Source organism: Pseudomonas spelaei, assembly GCF_009724245.1.
In the GTDB taxonomy this organism is placed as follows: Bacteria; Pseudomonadota; Gammaproteobacteria; order Pseudomonadales; family Pseudomonadaceae; genus Aquipseudomonas; species Aquipseudomonas spelaei.
Map to the genome: position 1 here is coordinate 66,937 of NZ_WNNK01000008.1, position 22,055 is coordinate 88,991.

The window sequence follows — 22,055 nt, forward strand, 5'->3', positions numbered from 1 at the left end:
CCATCAAGTCACCACCAGGTACTGAAAGCGATCCGAACGGCTGGTGGACTGCGCCAGCTCCACCGGGCGGCCGTCGCGATCGCGGGAAAGGGTGAACACAGTCAGCGCCGGTAAATGCCGAGGCATCAACAGCAGCGCGGCTTCGTCACGGTTGGGCAAACGGGCACCGATCACGCTTTGGGTTCGGGTCAACGGCAGGTCACGCTCACGCAGGTACTGACGCAAGGAGCCGCCGGTGTAGTCCGCCAAGAGCGGCGCATGGCTGGCGCAGTAGCGATGACGGATCAGGCTCACAGGCTGGTGGTCGAGCTTGCGCAGGGTTTGCAGCTCGATCATCGGCGCCATCTCGGCAATGCCCAGGTGCCCGGCCTCTTCACGGCTGGCGTAGCAGTAGCGACGCTTGAGCAGCACCGCCGCCACGCCATGGCCCAGGGCTGATAGCGATTGGCTGTAGGCCGTGTCGGCGCTCATTGGGTAAATCAGCGGCCGGTCCAGCACTTGGGTGCCCTTGCCCTGCAAGCGCAACAGGCTGCCTTCGAACACCAGTTCGTCGATGGCGCGTCGCAGGGTGTGGCGGTTGACGCCGAAGCGCTCGGCCAACTGCACTTCGCCCGGCAGAAAGTCGCCGGCCTGGTAGCTGCTCAGTTCGCGGCGCAGGATATCCGCGAGTTCGCGGTACACCGGCTCATCTTGTCTAGACAACTGCATGCTTAAAAAAAGCGCCCAAGGGCACCCCTCCGGCGTCAGATGAACTGCTTGCGCAGGCGTTGGGACAGCACATCGATCAGGCTCACTACCACGATGATCACCAGCAGCACTGCGCAGGTCTGAACGAACTGGAAGGCGCGGATGTTCTCCCACAGGATCACGCCGATACCGCCGGCGCCGACCATTCCCACCACCGTCGCCGAACGCACGTTGGCCTCGAAACGGTAAAGCGCGTACGAAACCCACAGCGGCATCACTTGCGGAATCACGCCGTAGATCACTTCCTGCAGGGCACTGGCACCGGTCGCTCTCACCCCTTCAACAGGACCTGGATCAATGGCCTCCACGGCTTCGGCGAACAGCTTGGCGAGTACGCCAGTGGTGCTGATCCACAAGGCCAATACGCCGGCGAAGGGACCAAGGCCGACCGCCACCACAAACAACATCGCGAACACCATTTCGTTGATCGAACGGAAGGCATCCATCACCCGGCGCAGCGGTTGGTGAATCCACCACGGCGTGATGTTGTCCGCGCACAGAATCCCCAGCGGCACTGAACAGACAATCGCCAGCACCGTGCCCCAGAGGGCGATTTGCACAGTGACGATCATCTCCCTGAGGTAGGAGCGCCATTCGTGGAAGTCCGGCGGGAAGAAGTCGGCGGCGAAGGTCGCCATGTTTCCGGAATCGCGGTACAGCGCCAGCGGGTTCATTTCTGCGCCGTGCCAGGCCCAGGCCAGCAGGACCAGGAAAAGGCCCCAACCGAGGTATTGCGGCCAAGTGCGTTTGCCGACGGCTTCAGCGTGCAACGTAGTCATGGGTCACTCTCGATCAATGTGGGAGCGGGCTTGCCCGCGATGGCGGTACATCAGGCGGAATCGGTGTTGAATGTGCCCCCGTCATCGCGGGCAAGCCCGCTCCCACAGGTATGGGGTTAGCCGTTGGTGGCAGTTTTCTTGTCCAGTTCGGTGATGCGCTGTTGCAGCTTGGCCAGGTCGGCGTCGATATCCGCCAGTTTCTTGGCCTTGTCGGCGGCTTCCAGCTTGCTGTCGGCACTAATGGTGGTGCGCTGCTTGAACAGTTCCAGTTGGCGGATCGGCAACAGCTGGTCGTCGCTGGACTTGAGGAATTTGCCCAGCTGCATGTTCTTCAGCACTGCCTTCTCTTCATCGGTGTCACCGTAGTTGGCGAAGAAATCGCGGATCTTGGTCTTCTCGCTGTCGCTCAGAGCCTTGCTCCATACCATCGGGTCGGCCGGGATCAGTGGCGACTTCCAGATCACCTTGAGCAGAGCGGCCTTGTCTGGCTGGGTGACTTCCAGACGGTCCCAGCTTTCGGTGTTGAACGTGGCGACGTCCAACTGCCCTTTGGCCACGCTCAACGCGTTGACTTCATGGCTGGAGTTGAGCGTGCGTTTGAACGCGGTGGCAGCGTCGACGTGGTTCTTGGCGAATACGTAATAGCCCGGCACGAGGTAGCCCGAAGTGGAGTTCGGATCACCGTTGCCGAAGGTCAGGTTCTTGGCGTTCTTGAGCATGTCTTCGACGTTGTTGATCGGGCTGTCCTTGCGCACGATCAGCACGCTCCAGTAACCGACGGCACCATTGGCGGCGGCGGTCTGGGCGAAGATCTCACCGTTGGAACGGTCCACGGCTTCCATGGCGGCCTTGTTGCCCAGCCAAGCCACATCGACCTTGTTGAAGCGCATGCCCTGGATCAGGCCGGCATAGTCGGAGGCGAAGGTGGCGTTAATGGTCAGGCCGGTTTTCTTGTGCATGTCATCCAGGAATGGCTGCCAGATACTCCGCAAGTTCTGCGAAGACTCGGTGGACATGATGCCGAAGTTGATGGCTTTGTCGGCGGCCTGGGCGTTGCCCAGAACGCAACTGGCCAACAGGACGGCAGACAGAAACACGTGACCAATACGGTTCAACATGGAAGGGATTCCTGTGGGTCGTGGGAGAGGTTTCAAGCGCGCGCCAGGGCCAGCCGAGCGGTGGTCTCGGTACGGCGGGTCTGGTCGGAAAACATCAGGCTGGTGTCGACGTCGGCACCGTACAAATCATTGAGGAACTGGCTGCTCATCTGCGCGGCCTGGCCATCGAAATGAATCCGCCCGCCCTTGAGTGCTACGGCTCGCGGGCAATAACGCATGGCGTAGTCGACTTGATGCAAGGTGACGACCACGGTCTTGCCGTCGCGGCCGTTGATGTCGGCGAGAATCTCCATGACCTTGCGCGCCGACTCCGGGTCCAGGGAGGCGATGGGCTCGTCGGCGAGAATGACTTCGGCGCGCTGGGTCAGTGCCCGCGCAATCGCCACACGCTGCTGCTGGCCGCCGGACAAGGTCGAGGCGCGCTGTGCAGCCAGATCAGCCAGGCCGACACGGGCCAGGGACTCCATCGCAAACTGCTTTTCCTCGGCATTGAACAAGCCGAGGTTGCCACGCCAGCGCGGCATGCGGCCCAGGCAACCGAGCAGCACGTTGTCGATCACACTCAGGCGATTGACCAGGTTGAACTGCTGGAAGATATAGCCGATATCCGCCCGCAACCGCCGCACCTTGCCATTCAACCGCCCACTGGCCTGCACTTCCCGGCCCAGCACCTTGACGCTGCCGCCGTTGCCCTTGTCGCAACAGGCCAGGCCTGCGAGGTGACGCAACAAGGTGGACTTGCCGGAACCGGAAGCGCCAATCAGCGCGACCATCTCACCGGATGCGATGGTGAGTTCGAGGTCGACCAACGCGGACTTCTTCGCAAAGGTCTTGTTCAGATGATCGACATGGATAGCGGGAGTCATGGGCTTCTCTGTCTGGTTGAACAGCCATCCGTGGCTGTAGTTGAGTTCAAACGACAGTAGGCGCGGGAGGTGTCAGGCCTATGACTTGCACATGACTGGAGTGAAACGGTTTGGTTAAGGTTTTGTGAAAGGTTGGAACTGGCCGAGGGACCGTTCCCACACAGATTTCGACCATGCCGCCTGATAGCCAAGTGGTCCCCTGTAGCCGCTGCCGAGGCACGAGGCTGCGATGGACTGCGCAGCAGGCCCTGAGGGCGGTCCTGCGGCCCGCATCGCAGCCTCGTGCCTCGGCAGCGGCTACAGAAAATCAGGCATTAAAAAGGCGACCTTTCAAAGGTCGCCTTTTGTTATTGCGCGTACTGCTTGCTCAACCCCGGCGGCACGCCGTGGATATCGGTCTCTTCCCAAGGCCCATTCGGGCTGATGGAGCGACTCCAGCCATTGCTCCAACGGTAATACGTGCGCTGGCGGTAAAACGTGTCTGGCTGCTCGTCCAGCACATACACCTGCATCCTTCCATCCCAATGGCTCGAAGCCCCAGGTGGCGGTGCGAAGGTGGCGGAGGTGCTCGGCGGCGCCTTGGGCGGTGCGGTCACCGGTCCGGACGGCTTGGTACTCGGATGGGTTGAAGGCCCTGACGGCGGGATAGTCGGGCCGGTAGGTGCCGATGGCCGATGAACCGCACAAGCACTCAAGCCCAGAACCAGGCTAAGCAGGGTGAGACGAGCGATGGAGGTCATGGGCACTTCCTCAGGTTATTTATCCGGGCTGTCGATGGTCAGCTGCTGCAAGGCTGTGGTGCTGCTGGCCAAGGGTTGGCTGCGGCCGATCCACTCGCCAGCGGTCGGTTGACCGGCCCGGGATATGCGCGCAACCAGTTGGACTTCGGGAAAGTTGGACAGTTTCAACTGCGGCATCATCGCGTCGGCATCGCCCAGTTCGACAGTGATCGGCAGGTCGGCCACGGTCACGCGCCTGGCCGCCAATGGCGCCGGCGGGCCGTTTACCGCGCGGGCGAAGATGAACACACTGTCGCCTGGCGCGGCCTTGGCTTTAATGTCCGCTGACAGGTCAACACGGACCTTCATTTGCGCCTGTGCCTTAACGGGCGCCACAGTACCGCCGCTTTCCTTCAGCTTCTCTGCTGCCCGATCAATCCCGCCTTGCAGTGCCGCACGGGAGTTGTCCTGGGGGGGCAATTGCGCCAGCAGGCGGTTCCAGTAATCAATCGCCTCCTGATAACGCTGGCCTTCAAAGGCCGCGATGCCCAGCAGCCCAAGGCTGGTGACTTCTTTCGGATCCTGCTTCAACGCCTCATCGGTCAAGGCCTGAACCTTGGGCGACCACTGCTTGTTGTCGGCAAAGTACTGCGCTTGAGCCCACTGCCCGAGCAGTTCAGGCTGACGGCCGGCCAGGGCCACGGTGCGTTCGAAGATTTTCGCGGCATCAGCCGAACGGTCCTGGGCCATGTAGGCGCGACCGAGGAAGTACAGGCCTTCCGGCGAATCCGGCTGCGCTGCTGCTGCCCGCTCCAGACGCCGGGTCATGTCTTCCATGGACACCGGTGGCTGGGAGAATTCGCGGGTCAACTCGACCTTGTCGCTGGCACCGTAATGCAAGTAAAGACCAAGGCCCAGCACTGGCACCAGGATCGCGGCCAGCAATGGCAACGGCTTGCCAAGACGTGATTCCCGGGGCTTTTCCACACCCTCGGTATCGGCCAGCAACTCACGGGCCGCTTCAGCGCGACCGGTATCCAGCTGCGCGGCATCAAGCACGCCTTCGTCCTGCTGGGTTTGCAATTCCGCCACGCGCTCCTGGTACAACGCCACGTTCAGCGCAGTGCGATCTTCTTCACGTTGGGCACGACGGCCGCGCAAAACCGGGATCAACAGGAAACTCAAGGCAACCAAAAGCAGCAGACCTGCTGCGAGCCAGAAATCAATCATCAGTATTTTTGTCCAGCAGTTGGTCGAGGCGTTGACGCTCGGAGGCGGAAAGCGAGTCCGAGCCTTCGGCCGGGGCGGCGCGACGGCGGCGGATGATCACGGCGATGACCACCAGGCCACCCAGCAACAACCCGGCGGGGCCAAACCACAGCAGCGCGGTCTTGCCTGTGAGCGCCGGCTTATAGCGGACGAAATCACCGTAGCGATCGACCATGAAGTCGATGATCTGCTGATTGTCCTTGCCCTCGCCCAGCATGCGGAAGATCTCTTTGCGCAGGTCGGCGGCAATCGGCGCGTTGGAGTCGGCGATGTCCTGGTTCTGGCACTTGGGGCAGCGCAGTTCCTTGGTCAATTCGCGAAAACGCTCGCGGTCACCGTCTTTAGCGAACTCATAGGCGTCGATGGCGGCGTGAGCCACGCCGGCCATACTCAGGCCCAATACAGCGGCGGCTAACCAACGCTTCATGGCTTGGCCTCGTCGACCAGTGCCTGATATTTGGCGGCCAGTTGCTCGCGCCAGACCACTTCGTCGATCACCCCCACGTACTTGTCGCGGATCACACCCTTGGCATCGATGAAGAAGGTTTCCGGAGCGCCGTAGACACCGAGGTTGAGGCCGAGATTGCCGTCCTCATCGCGGATATCCATCTGGTACGGGTTGTGGAATTCCGCCAACCACTTCAAGGCCGACGCATTGTCGTCCTTGTAGTTGATGCCGTAGATCACCACGCCCTGCTCGGCCAGCTTATTGAGCACCGGATGCTCGACCCGGCAGGAAATGCACCAGGTGGCCCAGACGTTGACCAGCGCCGGTTTGCCCTGCAAATCGGCCTGGGTCAGGGTGCGGTCGCCCTGCACCGTCGGCAGGGAAAACGCCGGGAACGGCTTGCCGATCATCGCTGACGGCAGCTCGGCGGGGTCCAGATACAGGCCGCGATACAAGAACACAGCCACCACCAAAAACAGGGCCAGCGGCAACACCATCAACCAACGCTTCATACGGCTGCCCCTTGCAGGCCGAGGGCTTCACGCACCCGGCTCTTGACCTTGACCCGGTAACGCCGGTCCATCGCCGCCAGCAACCCACCGAAACCGGTGAGCAAACCGCCGAACCAGATCCAGCGCACAAACGGTTTGACGTGGACTCGCACAGCCCAGGCGCCATCACCCAACGGCTCGCCCAGGGCGACGTACAAATCGCGGGTAAACCCGGCATCGATCCCGGCTTCGGTCATCATTGAGCTTTGCACGGTGTACAGGCGTTTTTCCGGGTGCAGCACGGCCACTTCCTTGCCGTTGCGCACGACGCGCACGGTGCCTTTGTCCGACGTGAAGTTCGGCCCTTCGAAGTGTTTGGCGCCTTCGAAGATGAAGTGATAACCGGCCAGGTCCATGGACTCGCCCGGTGCCAGGCGCAGGTCGCGCTCGGCGCTGTTCTGGCTGGACAACACCACGCCCAGTGCGCAAACGGCGATGCCGAGGTGCGCCACCTGCATGCCCCAGTAGCTGCGAGTCAGGCTCGGCAGGCCCTTGATCAGGCCTTTGTGGCGGGTCTTGTCGAAGATGTCGCGCACGCCAGCCAGCAATACCCAGGCAGCGAGCATGAAGGTCGCCAACACGGCCCAGTTAAAGTCGCCGTAGGCGATCCCGGCAATCACGGCCAGGGCGGCGCTGCCCAACAGCACGGGGGTCAGCATGCCCACCAGCCATTTCACCGGCGTGTCTTTCCAACGCACCAGCATGCCGATCGCCATCACCACCATCAGCAAGCCCATCAGCGGAATGAACAGCGCGTTGAAGTACGGCGGGCCAACGGACAACTTGGCACCGGTCAAGGCATCCAGCACCAGCGGATACAGGGTGCCCAGCAGGATCATCGACGCGGCCACCACCAGCACCAGGTTATTGCCCAGCAACAGGGTTTCCCGGGACCAGAGGTTGAAGCCGACGTGGCTCTTGACCACTGGAGCGCGCAACGCAAACAGCGTCAACGAGCCGCCGACTACAAACAGCAGGAAGATCAGGATGAACACGCCGCGCTCAGGGTCGGATGCAAACGCGTGAACCGAGGTCAGCACACCGGAACGCACGAGGAAGGTACCGAGCAGGCTCAGGGAGAACGCCGCGATAGCCAGCAACACGGTCCAGCTCTTGAACACACCGCGCTTCTCGGTCACCGCCAACGAGTGAATCAGCGCCGTACCCACCAGCCAAGGCATGAAGGAGGCGTTTTCCACCGGGTCCCAGAACCACCAGCCGCCCCAGCCAAGTTCGTAGTAGGCCCACCAGGAGCCCAACGTAATACCAATGCCGAGGAAGGCCCAGGCGACAATGGTCCATGGCCGTGACCAGCGTGCCCAGGCCGCATCAAGACGCCCGCCGAGCAAGGCGGCGATGGCAAAGGCGAAGGCTACCGAGAACCCCACGTACCCCATGTACAGCATCGGCGGGTGGACGATCAGGCCGATGTCTTGCAGCAGCGGGTTGAGGTCGTGCCCGTCCGCCGGGATTTGCGGCAGGATGCGGGTGAATGGGTTGGAGGTCATGATCAGGAACAGCAGGAAACCGATGCTGATCATGCCCATCACCGCCAGCACCCGCGCCAGCATCACTTGCGGCAGTTGTCGGGAGAAGACCGATACGGCGAAAGTCCAGCCGCCGAGGATCAAGGCCCACAGCAGCAGGGAACCTTCGTGGGCACCCCACACGGCGCTGAACTTGTAATACCAGGGCAAGGCGCTGTTGGAGTTGTTGGCGACATACGCGACGGAAAAATCGTCGGTCATGAAGGCGTAGGTCAGGCAACCAAAGGCAAAGGCCAGAAAGGCGAACTGCCCCCATGCCGCCGGCTGAGCCAGGCTCATCCACAGCCGATCACCGCGCCAGGCCCCCAGCAGCGGGACGATGGCCTGGACCACGGCGAAGCACAAGGCGAGAATCATCGCCAGTTGGCCCAACTCAGGAATAAACAGTGCAGACGTCATCACTTAGCCCTCCTTGGCAGGGGTTGGGGCTGATTGACCGCTGTCTTTCAGCGCCTTGGTCACTTCTGGCGGCATGTATTTTTCATCGTGCTTGGCCAGTACTTCATCGGCCACCACCACGCCGTCGGCGTTGAGTTTGCCCAGGGCGACGATGCCCTGGCCTTCACGGAACAGGTCCGGGAGGATGCCGCGATAAGTGATGGTCACGGATTTATTGAAGTCGGTGACCACGAATTTGACGTCCAGGGAGTCACCGGAACGTTGCAGGGAGCCCTTCTCTACCATGCCGCCGGCACGAATACGGGTGTCCAGCGGTGCTTCGCCGTTGGCGATCTGGGTCGGGGTGTAGAACAGGTTGATGTTCTCCCGCAGGGCGCTCAAGGCCAGGGTCACGGCAATGCCGACGCCGGCCAGGATGGCAAGGATGATTAACAGACGCTTTCTACGCAGCGGATTCACTTATCGGTCTCCCGGCGCAGACGACGCGCCTCTTGTTGCAGGTAACGCTTGCGGGCCAGGATCGGCGCGGCGACGTTGAGGGCCAGCACCGCCAGGCAGATGCCGTAGGCCGTCCAGACATACAGGCCGTGATGGCCCATGGCGAGAAAATCACTGAAAGAGGCAAAACTCATCCACGGGCTCCCAGGCTGTTGTGTACTTCGGCCTTGACCCAACTGGCGCGTGCTTCACGCTTGAGCACTTCAAGGCGCATGCGCATCAGCAGCACAGCACCAAAGAAGCAGTAGAACCCCAGCACCATCAACAGCAGTGGCGCCCACATTTCCACGGGCATGGCCGGTTTTTCAGTGAGCGTAAAGGTGGCGCCCTGGTGCAGGGTGTTCCACCACTCCACCGAGTACTTGATGATCGGGATATTGATCACCCCGACGATGGCCAGCACGGCGCAGGCCTTGGCGGCACTGTCGCGGTTGCTGATGGCGTTGCCCAGCGCAATCAGGCCGAAGTACAGAAACAGCAGAATCAACATCGACGTGAGGCGCGCATCCCACACCCACCACGAGCCCCAGGTCGGCTTGCCCCAGATTGCACCGGTGACCAACGCCACAGCCGTCATCCAGGCACCGATGGGCGCCGCGCATTGCAGCGCGACATCGGCCAGTTTCATCTTCCACACCAGGCCGACAACGCCGCACACCGCCAGCATCACGTAGCAGGACTGGGCCAGCATCGCGGCAGGAACGTGGATGTAGATGATGCGAAAGCTGTTGCCTTGCTGATAGTCCGGCGGCGCGAAGGCCAGGCCCCAGACCAGGCCGATACCGATCAGTAAAACGGCGGCGATGCTCAACCACGGCAGCAGTTTGCCACTGATGCCATAGAACCACTTGGGCGAGCCGAGCTTGTGAAACCAGGTCCAGTTCATTGCTGTTTCCATCACGGTGCTTCTTGTCGTTGCAAGAAGCCAAGGGTCTTTACTGGTTAAGTAACAACACTTAACCAGACCTCATTATTCGCCGACGCTGATCTTCAGGCCAGCCGCTATAGCAAAGGGTGTCAGGGTTACCGCCAGGGCGGCCAGGCTGCCAAGCCACAGGAGGTAACCGGTCGCCGGCATGCCCTGGAGCGCCGCTTGTAAAGCGCCGCTGCCCAGGATCAACACCGGGATATACAAAGGCAAGATCAACAGGGCCAACAACAGGCCACCCCGTTTCAAGCCGACGGTCAGTGCCGCACCGACAGCGCCCAACAAGCTGAGCACCGGGGTGCCGAGCAATAATGACAGGAGCAACACCGGCAGGCACTCGGCAGGCAATCCCAGCATCATCGCCAGCAGTGGCGCAAGCAGCACCAGCGCCAGGCCGGAAAACGCCCAGTGTGCCAGTACCTTGGCCAGGACCAGAAGAGGCAGGGGGTGCGACGAAAGGACCCACTGTTCAAGGGAGCCATCTTCGAAATCACTGCGAAACAGCCCGTCCAGCGAGAGCAGGACGGACAACAGGGCCGCTACCCAGACCAGTCCCGGAGACAAGGTTTGCAACAGTTTAGTCTCGGGGCCAACCGCCAAAGGGAACAAGGCGATGACAATCGCAAAGAACACCAGCGGATTGGCCAGTTCAGCCGGGCGCCGACACAGCAAACGTGCTTCACGGGCGACCAACAGGGCGAACACACTCATACCGACCACCGCCCCAGATCCAGGTCACGGTAACCGGCGGGCATCCGGGCCAGGGTGTGGTGGGTAGTGAGTACCACCATGCCGCCCTGCTCGCAGTGATTGGCCAGGTGTTCTTCCAGTTGCGCGACGCCCTGTTTATCCAGGGCCGTGAAAGGTTCGTCGAGGATCCACAGCGGCGGGCCCTCCAGATACAAGCGGGCCAGGGCCACACGGCGCTGCTGGCCGGCTGAAAGGGTGTGACACGGCACATCCTCAAAACCCTTGAGGCCAACGGCGGCCAGGGCCTGCCAGATGGCTTCACGGGTGGCCGGATGATGCAGGGCGCTGAGCCAACTGAGGTTTTCTTCAGGGGTCAGCACATCCTTGATCCCGGCGGCGTGGCCGATCCAGACCAGATTGCGGGCCAACTCCGTGCGCTGTTCGTTCAAGGGTTTGCCGTTGAGGCGCACTTGCCCGGCCGTCGGCTGCATCAAGCCCGCCAGCAGGCGCAATAGACTGGTCTTGCCGCTGCCGTTGGGCCCGCTGATCTGCACCATGTCGCCGCCCGCCAGATGCAGTTCGAGGTGTTCGAAGAGCATCCGCAGATCGCGTTCACAAGCGAGCGCTACGGCTTCTAGAAGAGGGCTGGTCAAGAGATTGCGTGCCTTTACGGTTCAAGTCGGCGGTGGAGCGGCCGTTAAAGAGATGCAGAATAGATGCTTTGACGGCCTGTTTTAGAGAGCTGGATCAAATAGTTGTAAGGTTTTAGCCGCTCTCTTTGAAGACCGGCGGCATTATACATGTGATGCCCTACTCTAAAGAGGGCAATTTCCCTTGAGACGGCGCGCGCGATGACCGGTGACATCAACCTTCCTGTGCTTCCCCCGACGCCCCCGGCTGCGCCTCGCCCTGCTCCGCCGGTGGGTGAACTGCTGAAATTGCTGGAACCCCAGACAGGGCTGATTGATCCGGGGAAAACCGCGAATGCCGAGGTGCTGGCCCTCAAGCAAGGTGGCGATGCCTTTCAGCTATTACTCAAGTTGACCCTCGAAGGAGGCCGCCAGACCCTGGTCCAGGCCTCCAGCAACCAGCCACTGCCCTTGGGCAGCAATGTGGCGGTCAGCCAGGCGCCCTCGGGCAACCTGACCATCAGCTTGCAGCAGGCGCTGAGTTCCACAGTCGCCACCCTGACCCGCATCGACACCCACCAATTGCCGGTGGGTACGTTGTTGCAGGGCAAGGTAATCACCACCCAACCGCTGCCCCAAGGCACGGGCCAGGCGACGATCTATCGCTCCATGGTCAGCGTACTGAACAGCGCCATGAGCGGTAGCACCCTGGCGATCGAAAGCCCACAACCACTGCGCATCGGCAGTTTGCTCAGCGCCGTGGTGCAGAACGCGCAAACCCTGAGTTTCGTGCCCTTGAGCGGGCGCCAGGATCAACTGGCCATCGCCCAGCAGCTGTCCACCCAGCAAAGCCGTCAGGGGTCGCTGGACAGCGTATTGAATGCCTTGCAAAACCTGCCCCGCAGCGACAGTACTTCCGCCGACCTGCGCGCCGCGGTCGAGCGGTTGCTTTCAGGCTTGCCGGACCTCGCGCAGGTCAGCACCCCCAAAGGCTTGGCGCAGGCCTTGCTAAACAGCGGGGTGTTCCTGGAAGCCAAGCTGCTGGCCGGGCAAAACCCGCTGGTGGAACCCCCGGACATGAAAGGCAGCCTGCTGCGCCTGGTGGCGCAATTACTGCCCACCCTGCCCGCCAACACCAACCTGAATGCCATCCTCGCCGCCAACACCCTGGCCCAGGTGCTGCCCAGCTTTGTGCGCAGCCCGTTGGGCACACTCGGCCAAGTCGGCGCCCGCACCGCGCCAGCCGGCTTCCCTTTACCGGAGCGCCTGATGCAATCGCTGGAAGGCGAAAACAGCCTGGAAAACCTGCTGCGCCTGGCTGCCGCTGCCATCTCCCGATTGCAGAGTCATCAACTGTCGAGCCTGGAACAAACCGGCACCACCGCCGACGGCAAACTGCTGACCACCTGGCAGTTGGAGATCCCGATGCGCACCTTGCAAGACATCGTGCCACTTCAGGTCAGGTTCCAGCGCGAAGAACCGGCACCGGACAAGGAACAGCCCGAACGCAAGGCCAGCAAGGAACCCAAACAGATGCTCTGGCGCGTGGAACTGGCCTTCGACATGGAGCCCCTGGGCCCGTTGCAGGTTCAGGCCCAACTGAGCCAGGGCAAACTGTCCAGCCAGCTGTGGGCAACCCGCCCCTACACCGCCAGCCTGATCGAAAGCCACCTGGGCAGCCTGCGCGAACGGCTGGTGGCCTCGGGACTCAATGTCGGTGACCTCGACTGCCACCTCGGCGCACCGCCCCAAGGTCCGAAAACCGGGCTCGATCAACGTTGGGTGGATGAAACCGCATGAAAAACGCTAACCCGCCCCGTCAAGCCATCGCCCTCAAGTATGACGGCCAGCAAGCGCCAACCCTGACTGCCAAGGGCGACGATGCCTTGGCCGAGGCCATCCTCAAGCTGGCACGGGAACATGAAGTGCCGATTTATGAGAATGCCGAACTGGTCAAATTACTGGCGCGGATGGAGTTGGGGGACAGCATTCCCGAGGAGCTGTACCGCACCGTCGCCGAGATTATTGCGTTTGCCTGGACCTTGAAGGGCAAGTTCCCGGTGGGGTATGACCCGAATGCCGAGCCGGTGGAGCGGGATGTGACGGAACGCGGGGATGATTACTGATGAATACCGCAATGCAATTGTAGCCGCTGCCGAGGCACGAGGCTGCGATGCGTGTCCGCAGGACCGCTTGGGGCCGCTACGCAACCCATCGCAGCCTCGTGCCTCGGCAGCGGCTACAGAATCGCAGGCAAGCCAGCTCCCACATTTGATCCACGTGAATCTGTCAGTTCTTGTGCAACTTGCTCATCAACTGCGCCTCGGCCTGGGTCAAGCCGCAACTCTGGGTCAACTCATCCACTGTGGCGCCCATGCCCACCAGCTTCGCCGCCTGGGCAAAGGACAGGCTCGACGGATCACGCTGTTCAAGCGCCGACAACTTGTCCGGCAACGGGGCAATGATCGCGCGCAGTTCATGCACCTCATCGCCCACCTGCACAGCACTGCGCTGAAAGTGGTCGACGCGCTTGGTCAATTCAATGAGGCGCCGGTCGCGCACAGCATCACGCTCGGCCTGCTGCGTCGCCCATTCGCGCTGCTGGCGCACGTAGCGCAGCACAAAACCCAGGGTCCCGACCCAGAGAATGGCCAGGACAATCACCGCCAGCTCGAGGATCAATCAGATGCTCTCCAGATCCAGCCATTCTTCTTCGCTCATCATCTTGTCCAGTTCAACCAGAATCAGCAGCTCGCCGTTCTTGTTGCACACGCCCTGGATGAACTTGGCCGACTCTTCATTGCCCACGTTCGGCGCGGTTTCGACTTCCGATTGGCGCAGGTAAACCACTTCGGCCACGCTGTCGACCATGATCCCGACCACTTGCTTGTCGGCTTCGATGATGACGATACGGGTATTGTCATTAACGTCGGTCGGCACCAGGCCAAAACGCTGGCGGGTGTCGATCACGGTGACGACGTTACCGCGCAGGTTGATGATGCCCAGCACATAGCTCGGCGCGCCCGGTACCGGGGCGATTTCGGTGTAGCGCAGCACTTCCTGCACGCGCATCACGTTGATGCCGTAGGTCTCATTGTCCAGCTTGAAGGTCACCCATTGCAGGATCGGATCATCCAAACCTTGTGCGGACGCGGACGCTGACTTGTTCATACCCCTGACCCCTTCAAAAACCGTTGGTAACGGTGTGTGTTCTCTCTAAGCCGCACACAGGTGCGGCTCATGCTTGTTCAAGTACGTTTGTTGCCCGGCATATCTTTCACCGCACCGCTGGCAATCAACTCCGCCAGCTCGGCGACATCCAGCAACGCGCACATGTGTTCGATCACGGTGCCCGCCAGCCATGGCCGTTGGCCCCGGTGACTGCGCCATTTGATTTCGTTGGGGTCCAGGCGCAACGAACGGCTGACTTGATGCACCGCCAACCCCCACTCGTAGCCCTGGACCGAAATAACGTATTGCAGGCCCTGGCGAAAATCATCGCGGTAACGGTCGGGCATGACCCAGCGCGCGGTGTCCAGTACCTTCAGGTTGCCGGCCTGGCTCGGCAGGATTCCGAGGAACCATTCAGGCTGGCCAAACAGCGGCGTCAGCTCCTGACCTTCCAGGGAATAGATCGACCCCAGGCACACCAACGGCACTGCCAGGGTCAACCCGGCCACGTCAAACAACAGGCATTCGAACGGTTCAGCGGCCCACGCCGGGCGGCCATCACGTTCAACCGGTGGTGGCGTGATACTCGGCGGCAGGTGAACTTCCACCACCGGCTCGATCACGACGGGTGTCACCAACGCTACAGGTTCAACGGGCTCCGGGACCGGGATCGCGACCGGCACGACCACTGCATCGCGGGCCTGCTCTTCCAGCACTGCCAGTTGAAAGTCATCCAGCGTGGCTTGTGGCTCGACAACTTCATCCAGAACCAGAATCGGCTCCGGCATTTGTTCCTCGGTCGCCTCCTGCAGCAAGGCGTCCAGGTAGGACTCCAGCGCCAGCTGCGGCCGGGTCTTGAGATCGACTGGACGATTCATCTGTATGCCCACGCGCAAGCCCCATTACCTCTGTACTCAGAGGTTATCGGCCTGATGTCCCGGGGACTTGAATGCAATACAACCCTTGTAGCCGCTGGCGAGCTGGCGAACCAGCGGCTACAGGGTTCGCGGTTGGCCAAGGTCGATGTTTTCATCACGCCACCTGCGCAACAAGCTGCTGAGACAGCAGATGCTTGAGCAGCGCCCGATACGCCAGCACGCCACGGCTCTTGCCATCGAACTGCGACGGTGTCAGCCCGGCTCGGCTGGCGTCGCGCAGACGCGTGTCCACCGGGATATAGCCTTGCCAGATGGTCTGCGGATAGGCGTCACGCAATACCCGCAAAGTGCCGAGAGACGCCTGGGTACGGCGGTCGAACAAGGTGGGCACAATGCTGAACGGCAGCGCCTGTTTGCGCGAGCGGTTGATCATCGCCAGGGTGCTGACCATCCGCTCCAGGCCTTTGACCGCCAGGTGTTCGGTCTGCACCGGGATCACCAGTTGCTGGCTGGCTGCCAGCGCGTTGACCATCAGCACGCCGAGCAACGGCGGGCTGTCGATGATCGCGTAGTCAAAGTCTTTCCACAGTTGCGCCAGGCTCTTGGCGATCACCAGGCCCAGGCCGCTCTGCCCCGGCGACTGGCGCTCAAGGGTGGCCAGGGCGGTGCTGGAGGGCAACAGCGAAATATTGTCGTTGCTGGTAGGCATCAGCAGTTGCCCGGGCAAACCGTCCGGCACGCTGCCCTTGTGCAGGAACAGGTCGTAGCAGCTGTGTTCCAGGGCATCCGGGTCGTAACCAAAATAACTGGTCATGGAGCCGTGGGGGTCCAGATCAACCACGACCACACGCTTGCCCGCCTCGGCCAGCAAGCCGGCTAAGGCGATGGAGGTGGTGGTCTTGCCGACTCCACCTTTTTGATTGGCAACTGCCCAGACTCTCATTCGGATTGTTCCTCCCGGAAGGCGTTGGCTCGACCGAGAAATAGCACGAGGTTATAGGGCCGGCGACGGAGAATTGACGGCGCTCTCACGTACCGGCGGCTTTACGGGCGTCGGTGCAGTTTGTGTGCCAGCCCGCTTCAGTGCGGCATCCGGTCGCGCATTGGCGGTGCCGGTACCGGTCAGGCTGCGGCGCACATCCAGGTTGCGCGACACTACCAGCACCACCCGCCGGTTGCGCGCACGGCCTTCGGCCGTGGCATTGTTGGCCACCGGCTGAAACTCGCCATACCCCACCGACGCCAGGCGCCCGGGGTTCACGCCCTGCATCGCCAGCATGCGTACGATACTCGCCGAGCGCGCAGAAGACAGCTCCCAGTTGGTCGGGTACTGCGCCGTACTGATAGGCAGATTGTCGGTAAAGCCCTCGACGTGGATCGGGTTGTCGAAGGGTTTCAAAATCGCCGCCACCTTATCGATGATGGTGAACGCCTGGTCGCTGGGTATGGCATCGGCACTGGCGAACAGCAGGCTGGAGTTGAGTTCGATCTCGACCCACAATTCGTTGCCGCGTACGGTCATCTGGTTCGAGCTGATGAGATCGCCAAAGGCTGCGCTGATGTCGTCGGCAATGCTTTTCAACGGGTCGCTGGCGCCGCTGAGGCCAGCGTCGGTTTCATCGCTGTCCTTGACCAGCGGCTTGGCCGGGGTCACGGTCTTGGGCCGCTCGTCACCGATGGGAATCGGCTTGACGGCACGGTCCGAATCGGTGAACACGCCCACCAGGGCTTCGGAGATGACTTTGTATTTGCCTTCGTTGATCGACGAGATGGAGTACATCACCACGAAGAACGCGAACAGCAACGTGATGAAGTCGGCGTAGGACACCAGCCAGCGTTCATGGTTGACGTGTTCTTCAGGCTCGCGGCGACGACGACTCACAACACATACCTCCCATCAATCCATGAAGCCCTGGAGCTTCAATTCGATGGAGCGCGGGTTTTCACCCTCGGCAATCGACAGGATGCCTTCGAGCAGCATCTCGCGATAACGGGACTGGCGCATGGCGATGGACTTGAGCTTGCTGGCCACCGGCAACAGCACCAGGTTGGCACTGGCCACGCCGTAAATGGTGGCGACGAACGCCACAGCAATACCGCTGCCCAGTTGCGACGGATCAGCCAGGTTGCCCATCACATGGATCAAGCCCATGACCGCGCCGATGATACCGATGGTCGGCGCGTAGCCGCCCATGCTCTCAAAGACTTTGGCAGCGTTGATGTCACGGCTTTCCTGAGTGTAGAAGTCCACCTCGAGAATGCTGCGAATGGCTTCCGGCTCGGCACCGTCGACCAGCAATTGCAGGCCTTTGCGCGCGTAGCTGTCGGGTTCTGCGTCGGCCACGCCTTCCAGGCCCAACAGGCCTTCCTTGCGCGCCGTCAGACTCCAGTTGACCACGCGGTCGATGCCGCCGGGCAGGTCGACCCGTGGCGGAAAAATGATCCACACCAGGATCTGCATGGCGCGCTTGAACGAACTCATGGGCGACTGCAACAGCGCCGCGCCCACCGTACCGCCGATCACGATCAGCGCCGCCGGCCCGTTGGCCAAGGCACCCAGGTGGCCGCCTTCAAGGTAGTTGCCGCCGATAATGGCGACGAACGCCATGATGATGCCAATCAGACTCAACACATCCATCAGAGGCAGGCCTCCACCAGGTGTTTGCCAATGTCGTCGAGGCTGTAGACAGCATCCGCCAGGTCCGCCTTGACGATGGCCATGGGCATGCCATAGATCACGCAGCTGGCTTCATCCTGGGCCCAGATCGAACTGCCGCCTTGCTTGAGCAGGCGCGCACCTTCGCGACCGTCGGCGCCCATGCCGGTGAGCACCACCGCCAGAACTTTGTCGCCATAGGACTTGGCGGCGGAACCGAAGGTGATATCCACACAAGGCTTGTAGTTGAGGCGTTCATCACCCGGCAGGATTTTGATCGCGCCACGGCCGTCGACCATCATCTGCTTGCCGCCTGGGGCCAGCAGTGCCAGGCCTGGGCGCAGGATATCGCCGTCCTCGGCTTCCTTGACGGTGATGCGGCACAACTTGTCCAGGCGCTCGGCGAACGCCTTGGTGAAGGCGGCAGGCATGTGCTGGACCAACACGATCGGCGCCGGGAAGTTGGCCGGCAGTTGAGTCAAGACCCGCTGCAAGGCTACCGGGCCGCCCGTGGAGGTACCGATGGCGACCAATTTGTAGGCCTTGCGCTTGGGCGCCGGCGAATGTGCGCTGGGCACAGGTGTGCGAACGGGGGTAACCGCAGGGCGCGCCACCGGTGCGGGCGCGGGTGCCGGGCGACCAAAGGTGCTCGGCGCCACAGGCGCCGCAGCAGGTGTGGGTGCGGGAGCAGGAGCAGGGGCGCTGAAGAGACTGCGACGGTTACTGCGGGAGATGCTGTGCACCTTCTCGCAGAGCATCTGCTTGACCTTCTCGGGGTTGCGCGAGATGTCTTCGAAGTTCTTCGGCAGGAAGTCCACCGCGCCGGCGTCCAGCGCATCCAGGGTCACCCGGGCGCCTTCGTGGGTCAGCGAGGAGAACATCAACACCGGAGTCGGGCAGCGCTGCATGATGTGCCGCACTGCCGTGATGCCATCCATCATCGGCATCTCGTAGTCCATGGTGATCACATCCGGCTTGAGGGCCAGGGCCTGATCGATCGCCTCTTTGCCGTTGGTGGCCGTACCGACCACCTGGATGCTTGGATCGGCTGAAAGAATTTCCGAGACGCGGCGGCGGAAGAAACCCGAATCGTCCACCACCAGGACCTTGACTACCATAAACACTCCGTTAGGCGGGACGGGCAATACCGCCCTGCCCCACCAGAATCAAATACGCCGTGCGGCGTAACGCTTGAGCATGCTCGGAACATCGAGAATCAGCGCGATCCGACCGTCACCGGTGATGGTCGCGCCCGACATGCCCGGGGTTCCCTGCAGCATTTTGCCCAAAGGCTTGATGACCACTTCTTCCTGGCCCACCAGTTGATCGACCACAAAGCCGATGCGCTGGGTACCCACGGAGAGAATCACCACATGACCTTCGCGCTGCTCCTCATGCTTGGCCGACGCCACCAGCCAGCGCTTGAGGTAGAACAGCGGCAACGCCTTGTCGCGCACGATCACCACTTCCTGGCCGTCCACCACGTTGGTGCGCGACAGGTCGAGGTGGAAGATTTCATTGACGTTGACCAGCGGGAAGGCAAACGCCTGGTTGCCCAGCATCACCATCAGGGTCGGCATGATCGCCAGGGTCAACGGCACCTTGATGACGATCTTCGAGCCCTGGCCCTTGGTCGAGTAGATGTTGATCGAGCCGTTGAGCTGGCTGATCTTGGTCTTCACCACGTCCATGCCTACACCACGGCCGGACACGTCGGAAATCTCGGTCTTGGTCGAGAAGCCCGGCGCGAAGATCAGGTTGTAGCACTCGGTGTCGCTCAGGCGATCGGCGGCATCCTTGTCCATCACCCCACGCTTGACCGCAATGGATCGCAGAACGTTCGGGTCCATGCCTTTGCCGTCATCGGTGATCGACAACAGGATATGGTCGCCTTCCTGTTCCGCCGCCAGAATCACCTTGCCGCCACGGGACTTGCCCGCCGCTTCACGTTCTTCCGGGGTTTCGATGCCATGGTCGACGGCATTGCGCACCAAGTGGACCAGCGGGTCGGCCAGGGCCTCGACGAGGTTTTTGTCGAGGTCGGTTTCTTCGCCCACCAGTTCCAGGTTGATCTCTTTCTTCAACTGACGTGCCAGGTCACGAACCAGACGCGGGAAGCGGCCGAAGACTTTCTTGATCGGCTGCATCCGGGTCTTCATGACAGCGGTTTGCAGGTCAGCGGTGACCACGTCCAGGTTGGACACGGCCTTTTGCATGGCTTCATCGCCGCTGTTCAGGCCCAGGCGCACCAGACGGTTACGTACCAGCACCAGTTCGCCCACCATGTTCATGATGTCGTCCAGGCGTGCGGTATCGACCCGTACAGTGGTTTCGGCTTCGCTGGCCGGCTGCTTGTCTGGCGCGGCGGCGGCAGGCGCACGGGCCGGAGCCGGCTTGGCAGCCACTGGCGCAGGTGCCTTGGCGGCCGCCACCGCTGGCGGTGCAGCTACGGCGGCTGTGGACGCGGCGGCAGGCGCCACTTCAGAGAACTTGCCCTTGCCGTGCAGCTCATCCAGCAGGGCTTCAAATTCGTGATCGGAAATCAGCCCATCGGCGGCCGGGGCAGCGCTGGCAGCCGGTGCGGCGGCTGCCGCCACTTCTGGCAACGCCTCGGCGGCAAACGAGCCCTTGCCATGCAACTGGTCCAACAGGGCTTCAAATTCGTCGTCGGTGATTTCATTGCTGACAGGCGTTGCGGCTTCCGTTGGCGCTGAGGCGGCGATCACCGCGTCGGGGGCGAACTGGCCCTTGCCGTGCAACTGGTCGAGCAGGGATTCAAACTCGGCGTCGGTAATGTCTTCGGTGGTCGGCACCATCGCCGGGGCCGCTGCTGCCGGGGCTTCAGCCTGGGCCTTGACGGCGTTCAGCGAGTCCAGCAGTTGTTCAAATTCGCTATCCGTCACATCACCAGCAGGTTCAGCGACAGGTTCAGGCGCCACGACAGCTACAGGGGTCGGCGCGTTGTCAGCAGGTTCCGCCAGACGTGCCAGGGCCGCCAGCAGCTCCGGGGTGGCCGCTGTGATCGGCGCACGTTCGCGCACTTCACTGAACATGCCGTTGACCGCATCCAGCGCTTCGAGAATCACGTCCATCAGTTCCGAGTCGACGTGCCGCTCACCCTTGCGCAGGATGTCGAACACGTTCTCGGCGATGTGGCAGCACTCCACCAGCTCGTGGAGCTGGAGGAAGCCGGCGCCCCCTTTTACAGTGTGAAAACCGCGAAAAATTGCATTGAGCAGGTTCGCATCATCCGGTCGGCTTTCCAGCTCGACCAGTTGTTCGGACAACTGCTCTAAAATTTCGCCGGCCTCTACAAGGAAATCCTGGAGGATTTCTTCATCGGCGCCGAAGCTCATGTGCGTGCTCCTTAGAAGCCTAAACTGGACAGCAAATCGTCTACGTCATCTTGACCTGACATAACGTCTTCACGTTTATCGGCATGAATCTGCGGACCTTCACCCTTGGCGAGGTGTTTTTGTGGATCTTTTTCCGAGAGGATCGCTTCACGGTCATGTTCAATGCCGGCAAAACGGTCGACCTGGCTGGCCATCAGTACCAGTTTGAGCAAGTTGCTCTCCACTTCGGTGACCAGTTGGGTCACGCGCTTGATCACCTGGCCGGTGAGGTCCTGGTAATCCTGGGCCAGCAGGATGTCATTGAGGTTGCTCGACACCGTGCGGCTGTCCTGCTCACTACGTGCCAGGAAGCCTTCGACCCGCCGTGCCAGTTCACGAAACTCTTCAGCGCCCACTTCCCGGCGCATGAAGCGGCCCCAGTCGGTGCTCAGGGCCTTGGCCTCGTTAGCGACGCCATTGACCAGCGGCGTGGCGTTTTCCACCAGGTCCATGGTGCGATTGGCTGCCGCCTCAGTCAGCCTGACCACATAGGACAGGCGTTCGGTGGCATCGGTGATCTGCGAGACTTCCTCGGCCTGCGGCATGTGCGGGTCAATCTGGAAGTTGACGATGGCGCTGTGCAACTCGCGCGTCAGCTTGCCGACTTCCCGGTACAGGCCACGATCACGGGTCTGATTGAGCTCATGGATCAACTGCACCGCGTCGCCGAACTGGCCTTTTTCAAGGCTTTCAACCAACTGGTGAGCGTGCTTTTTCAGGGTCGACTCGAAGTCGGCCTGTGATGATTCGTTATGCTCCATAGCTCC

At 61.7% G+C, this 22,055-nt stretch carries 25 protein-coding genes; 2 read left to right on the plus strand and 23 right to left on the minus strand.

The window, feature by feature from the left end; all coding sequences use genetic code 11:
• Positions 1–3: 3 nt before the first annotated feature.
• The 14 genes from phnF to ccmA all read right to left on the minus strand — a co-directional run bounded on the left by phnF (position 4) and on the right by ccmA (position 11,212).
• Complete coding sequence (phnF, locus tag GNF76_RS11415; protein ID WP_155583265.1) at positions 4–708, minus strand: phosphonate metabolism transcriptional regulator PhnF; 705 nt, start codon at positions 706–708, stop codon at positions 4–6.
• Positions 709–743: 35 nt separating this feature from the next.
• Positions 744–1,526: a phosphonate ABC transporter, permease protein PhnE gene (gene phnE / locus GNF76_RS11420; RefSeq protein WP_155583266.1), complete on the minus strand. Its 783-nt coding sequence runs from the start codon at positions 1,524–1,526 to the stop codon at positions 744–746.
• Positions 1,527–1,642: 116 nt separating this feature from the next.
• Positions 1,643–2,644: a phosphonate ABC transporter substrate-binding protein gene (gene phnD / locus GNF76_RS11425; protein WP_155583267.1), complete on the minus strand. Its 1,002-nt coding sequence runs from the start codon at positions 2,642–2,644 to the stop codon at positions 1,643–1,645.
• A gap of 32 nt (positions 2,645–2,676) precedes the next feature.
• Complete coding sequence (gene phnC, locus GNF76_RS11430) at positions 2,677–3,510, minus strand: phosphonate ABC transporter ATP-binding protein (protein WP_155583268.1); 834 nt, start codon at positions 3,508–3,510, stop codon at positions 2,677–2,679.
• 347 nt (positions 3,511–3,857) lie between these two features.
• The gene (locus GNF76_RS11435) at positions 3,858–4,250 is read right to left on the minus strand and encodes a hypothetical protein (protein WP_155583269.1); all 393 of its coding nucleotides are present in this window, start codon (positions 4,248–4,250) and stop codon (positions 3,858–3,860) included.
• Positions 4,251–4,265: 15 nt separating this feature from the next.
• Entirely contained in the window at positions 4,266–5,459 is a 1,194-nt protein-coding gene (gene ccmI, locus GNF76_RS11440) for a c-type cytochrome biogenesis protein CcmI (RefSeq protein WP_155583270.1), read from the minus strand.
• Complete coding sequence (locus tag GNF76_RS11445) at positions 5,452–5,925, minus strand: cytochrome c-type biogenesis protein (protein ID WP_155583271.1); 474 nt, start codon at positions 5,923–5,925, stop codon at positions 5,452–5,454. Before GNF76_RS11445 ends, ccmI begins: the two co-directional genes overlap by 8 nt.
• Entirely contained in the window at positions 5,922–6,458 is a 537-nt protein-coding gene (locus GNF76_RS11450) for a DsbE family thiol:disulfide interchange protein (protein WP_155583272.1), read from the minus strand. Before GNF76_RS11450 ends, GNF76_RS11445 begins: the two co-directional genes overlap by 4 nt.
• A complete protein-coding gene (locus GNF76_RS11455) occupies positions 6,455–8,443 on the minus strand; it encodes a heme lyase CcmF/NrfE family subunit (protein WP_155583273.1) in 1,989 nt (662 codons plus the stop codon). Before GNF76_RS11455 ends, GNF76_RS11450 begins: the two co-directional genes overlap by 4 nt.
• 3 nt (positions 8,444–8,446) lie before the next feature.
• Complete coding sequence (gene ccmE, locus GNF76_RS11460; protein ID WP_169353527.1) at positions 8,447–8,902, minus strand: cytochrome c maturation protein CcmE; 456 nt, start codon at positions 8,900–8,902, stop codon at positions 8,447–8,449.
• The gene (ccmD, locus tag GNF76_RS11465; RefSeq protein ID WP_071487711.1) at positions 8,899–9,075 is read right to left on the minus strand and encodes a heme exporter protein CcmD; all 177 of its coding nucleotides are present in this window, start codon (positions 9,073–9,075) and stop codon (positions 8,899–8,901) included. The genes ccmE and ccmD overlap by 4 nt, the downstream gene beginning before the upstream one ends.
• The gene (locus GNF76_RS11470) at positions 9,072–9,827 is read right to left on the minus strand and encodes a heme ABC transporter permease (protein ID WP_155583274.1); all 756 of its coding nucleotides are present in this window, start codon (positions 9,825–9,827) and stop codon (positions 9,072–9,074) included. The genes ccmD and GNF76_RS11470 overlap by 4 nt, the downstream gene beginning before the upstream one ends.
• 84 nt (positions 9,828–9,911) lie before the next feature.
• Positions 9,912–10,580 (minus strand): heme exporter protein CcmB, encoded by a 669-nt coding sequence (gene ccmB / locus GNF76_RS11475; RefSeq protein ID WP_154743753.1) that lies wholly within the window; start codon positions 10,578–10,580, stop codon positions 9,912–9,914.
• On the minus strand, positions 10,577–11,212 hold the full coding sequence (ccmA, locus tag GNF76_RS11480; protein WP_155583275.1) for a cytochrome c biogenesis heme-transporting ATPase CcmA: 636 nt from the start codon (positions 11,210–11,212) through the stop codon (positions 10,577–10,579). The genes ccmB and ccmA overlap by 4 nt, the downstream gene beginning before the upstream one ends.
• 198 nt (positions 11,213–11,410) lie before the next feature.
• Here ccmA and fliK point away from each other — a divergent pair, with 198 nt between their 5' ends.
• Together fliK and GNF76_RS11490 are read left to right on the plus strand one after the other, a co-directional pair.
• Positions 11,411–12,988: a flagellar hook-length control protein FliK gene (fliK, locus tag GNF76_RS11485; RefSeq protein WP_155583276.1), complete on the plus strand. Its 1,578-nt coding sequence runs from the start codon at positions 11,411–11,413 to the stop codon at positions 12,986–12,988.
• Complete coding sequence (locus tag GNF76_RS11490; protein ID WP_155583277.1) at positions 12,985–13,314, plus strand: EscU/YscU/HrcU family type III secretion system export apparatus switch protein; 330 nt, start codon at positions 12,985–12,987, stop codon at positions 13,312–13,314. The genes fliK and GNF76_RS11490 overlap by 4 nt, the downstream gene beginning before the upstream one ends.
• Positions 13,315–13,477: 163 nt before the next feature.
• On the opposite strand, the gene GNF76_RS11495 is transcribed toward GNF76_RS11490, so the two are convergent.
• The 9 genes from GNF76_RS11495 to GNF76_RS11535 form a co-directional block, all read right to left on the minus strand.
• Positions 13,478–13,870, minus strand: coding sequence for a DUF2802 domain-containing protein (locus tag GNF76_RS11495; RefSeq protein WP_155583278.1), 393 nt, complete (start codon positions 13,868–13,870; stop codon positions 13,478–13,480).
• The gene (locus GNF76_RS11500) at positions 13,871–14,359 is read right to left on the minus strand and encodes a chemotaxis protein CheW (protein ID WP_155583279.1); all 489 of its coding nucleotides are present in this window, start codon (positions 14,357–14,359) and stop codon (positions 13,871–13,873) included.
• 77 nt (positions 14,360–14,436) lie between these two features.
• The gene (locus GNF76_RS11505) at positions 14,437–15,237 is read right to left on the minus strand and encodes a CheW domain-containing protein (protein WP_155583280.1); all 801 of its coding nucleotides are present in this window, start codon (positions 15,235–15,237) and stop codon (positions 14,437–14,439) included.
• A 154-nt stretch (positions 15,238–15,391) separates the two neighbouring features.
• Positions 15,392–16,180, minus strand: coding sequence for a ParA family protein (locus GNF76_RS11510; protein WP_155583281.1), 789 nt, complete (start codon positions 16,178–16,180; stop codon positions 15,392–15,394).
• Positions 16,181–16,231: 51 nt separating this feature from the next.
• On the minus strand, positions 16,232–17,119 hold the full coding sequence (gene motD / locus GNF76_RS11515; RefSeq protein WP_178123286.1) for a flagellar motor protein MotD: 888 nt from the start codon (positions 17,117–17,119) through the stop codon (positions 16,232–16,234).
• Between the two features lie 15 nt (positions 17,120–17,134).
• Positions 17,135–17,875: a flagellar motor protein gene (locus tag GNF76_RS11520; protein ID WP_155583282.1), complete on the minus strand. Its 741-nt coding sequence runs from the start codon at positions 17,873–17,875 to the stop codon at positions 17,135–17,137.
• Entirely contained in the window at positions 17,875–19,011 is a 1,137-nt protein-coding gene (locus GNF76_RS11525) for a protein-glutamate methylesterase/protein-glutamine glutaminase (RefSeq protein WP_155583283.1), read from the minus strand. Before GNF76_RS11525 ends, GNF76_RS11520 begins: the two co-directional genes overlap by 1 nt.
• A gap of 48 nt (positions 19,012–19,059) precedes the next feature.
• The gene (locus GNF76_RS11530; RefSeq protein ID WP_155583284.1) at positions 19,060–21,249 is read right to left on the minus strand and encodes a chemotaxis protein CheA; all 2,190 of its coding nucleotides are present in this window, start codon (positions 21,247–21,249) and stop codon (positions 19,060–19,062) included.
• An 11-nt stretch (positions 21,250–21,260) separates the two neighbouring features.
• Positions 21,261–22,049 carry a protein phosphatase CheZ gene (locus GNF76_RS11535; protein ID WP_155583285.1) on the minus strand — a complete coding sequence of 263 codons (789 nt, stop codon included), beginning with the start codon at positions 22,047–22,049 and terminating at the stop codon, positions 21,261–21,263.
• Positions 22,050–22,055 lie beyond the last annotated feature (6 nt).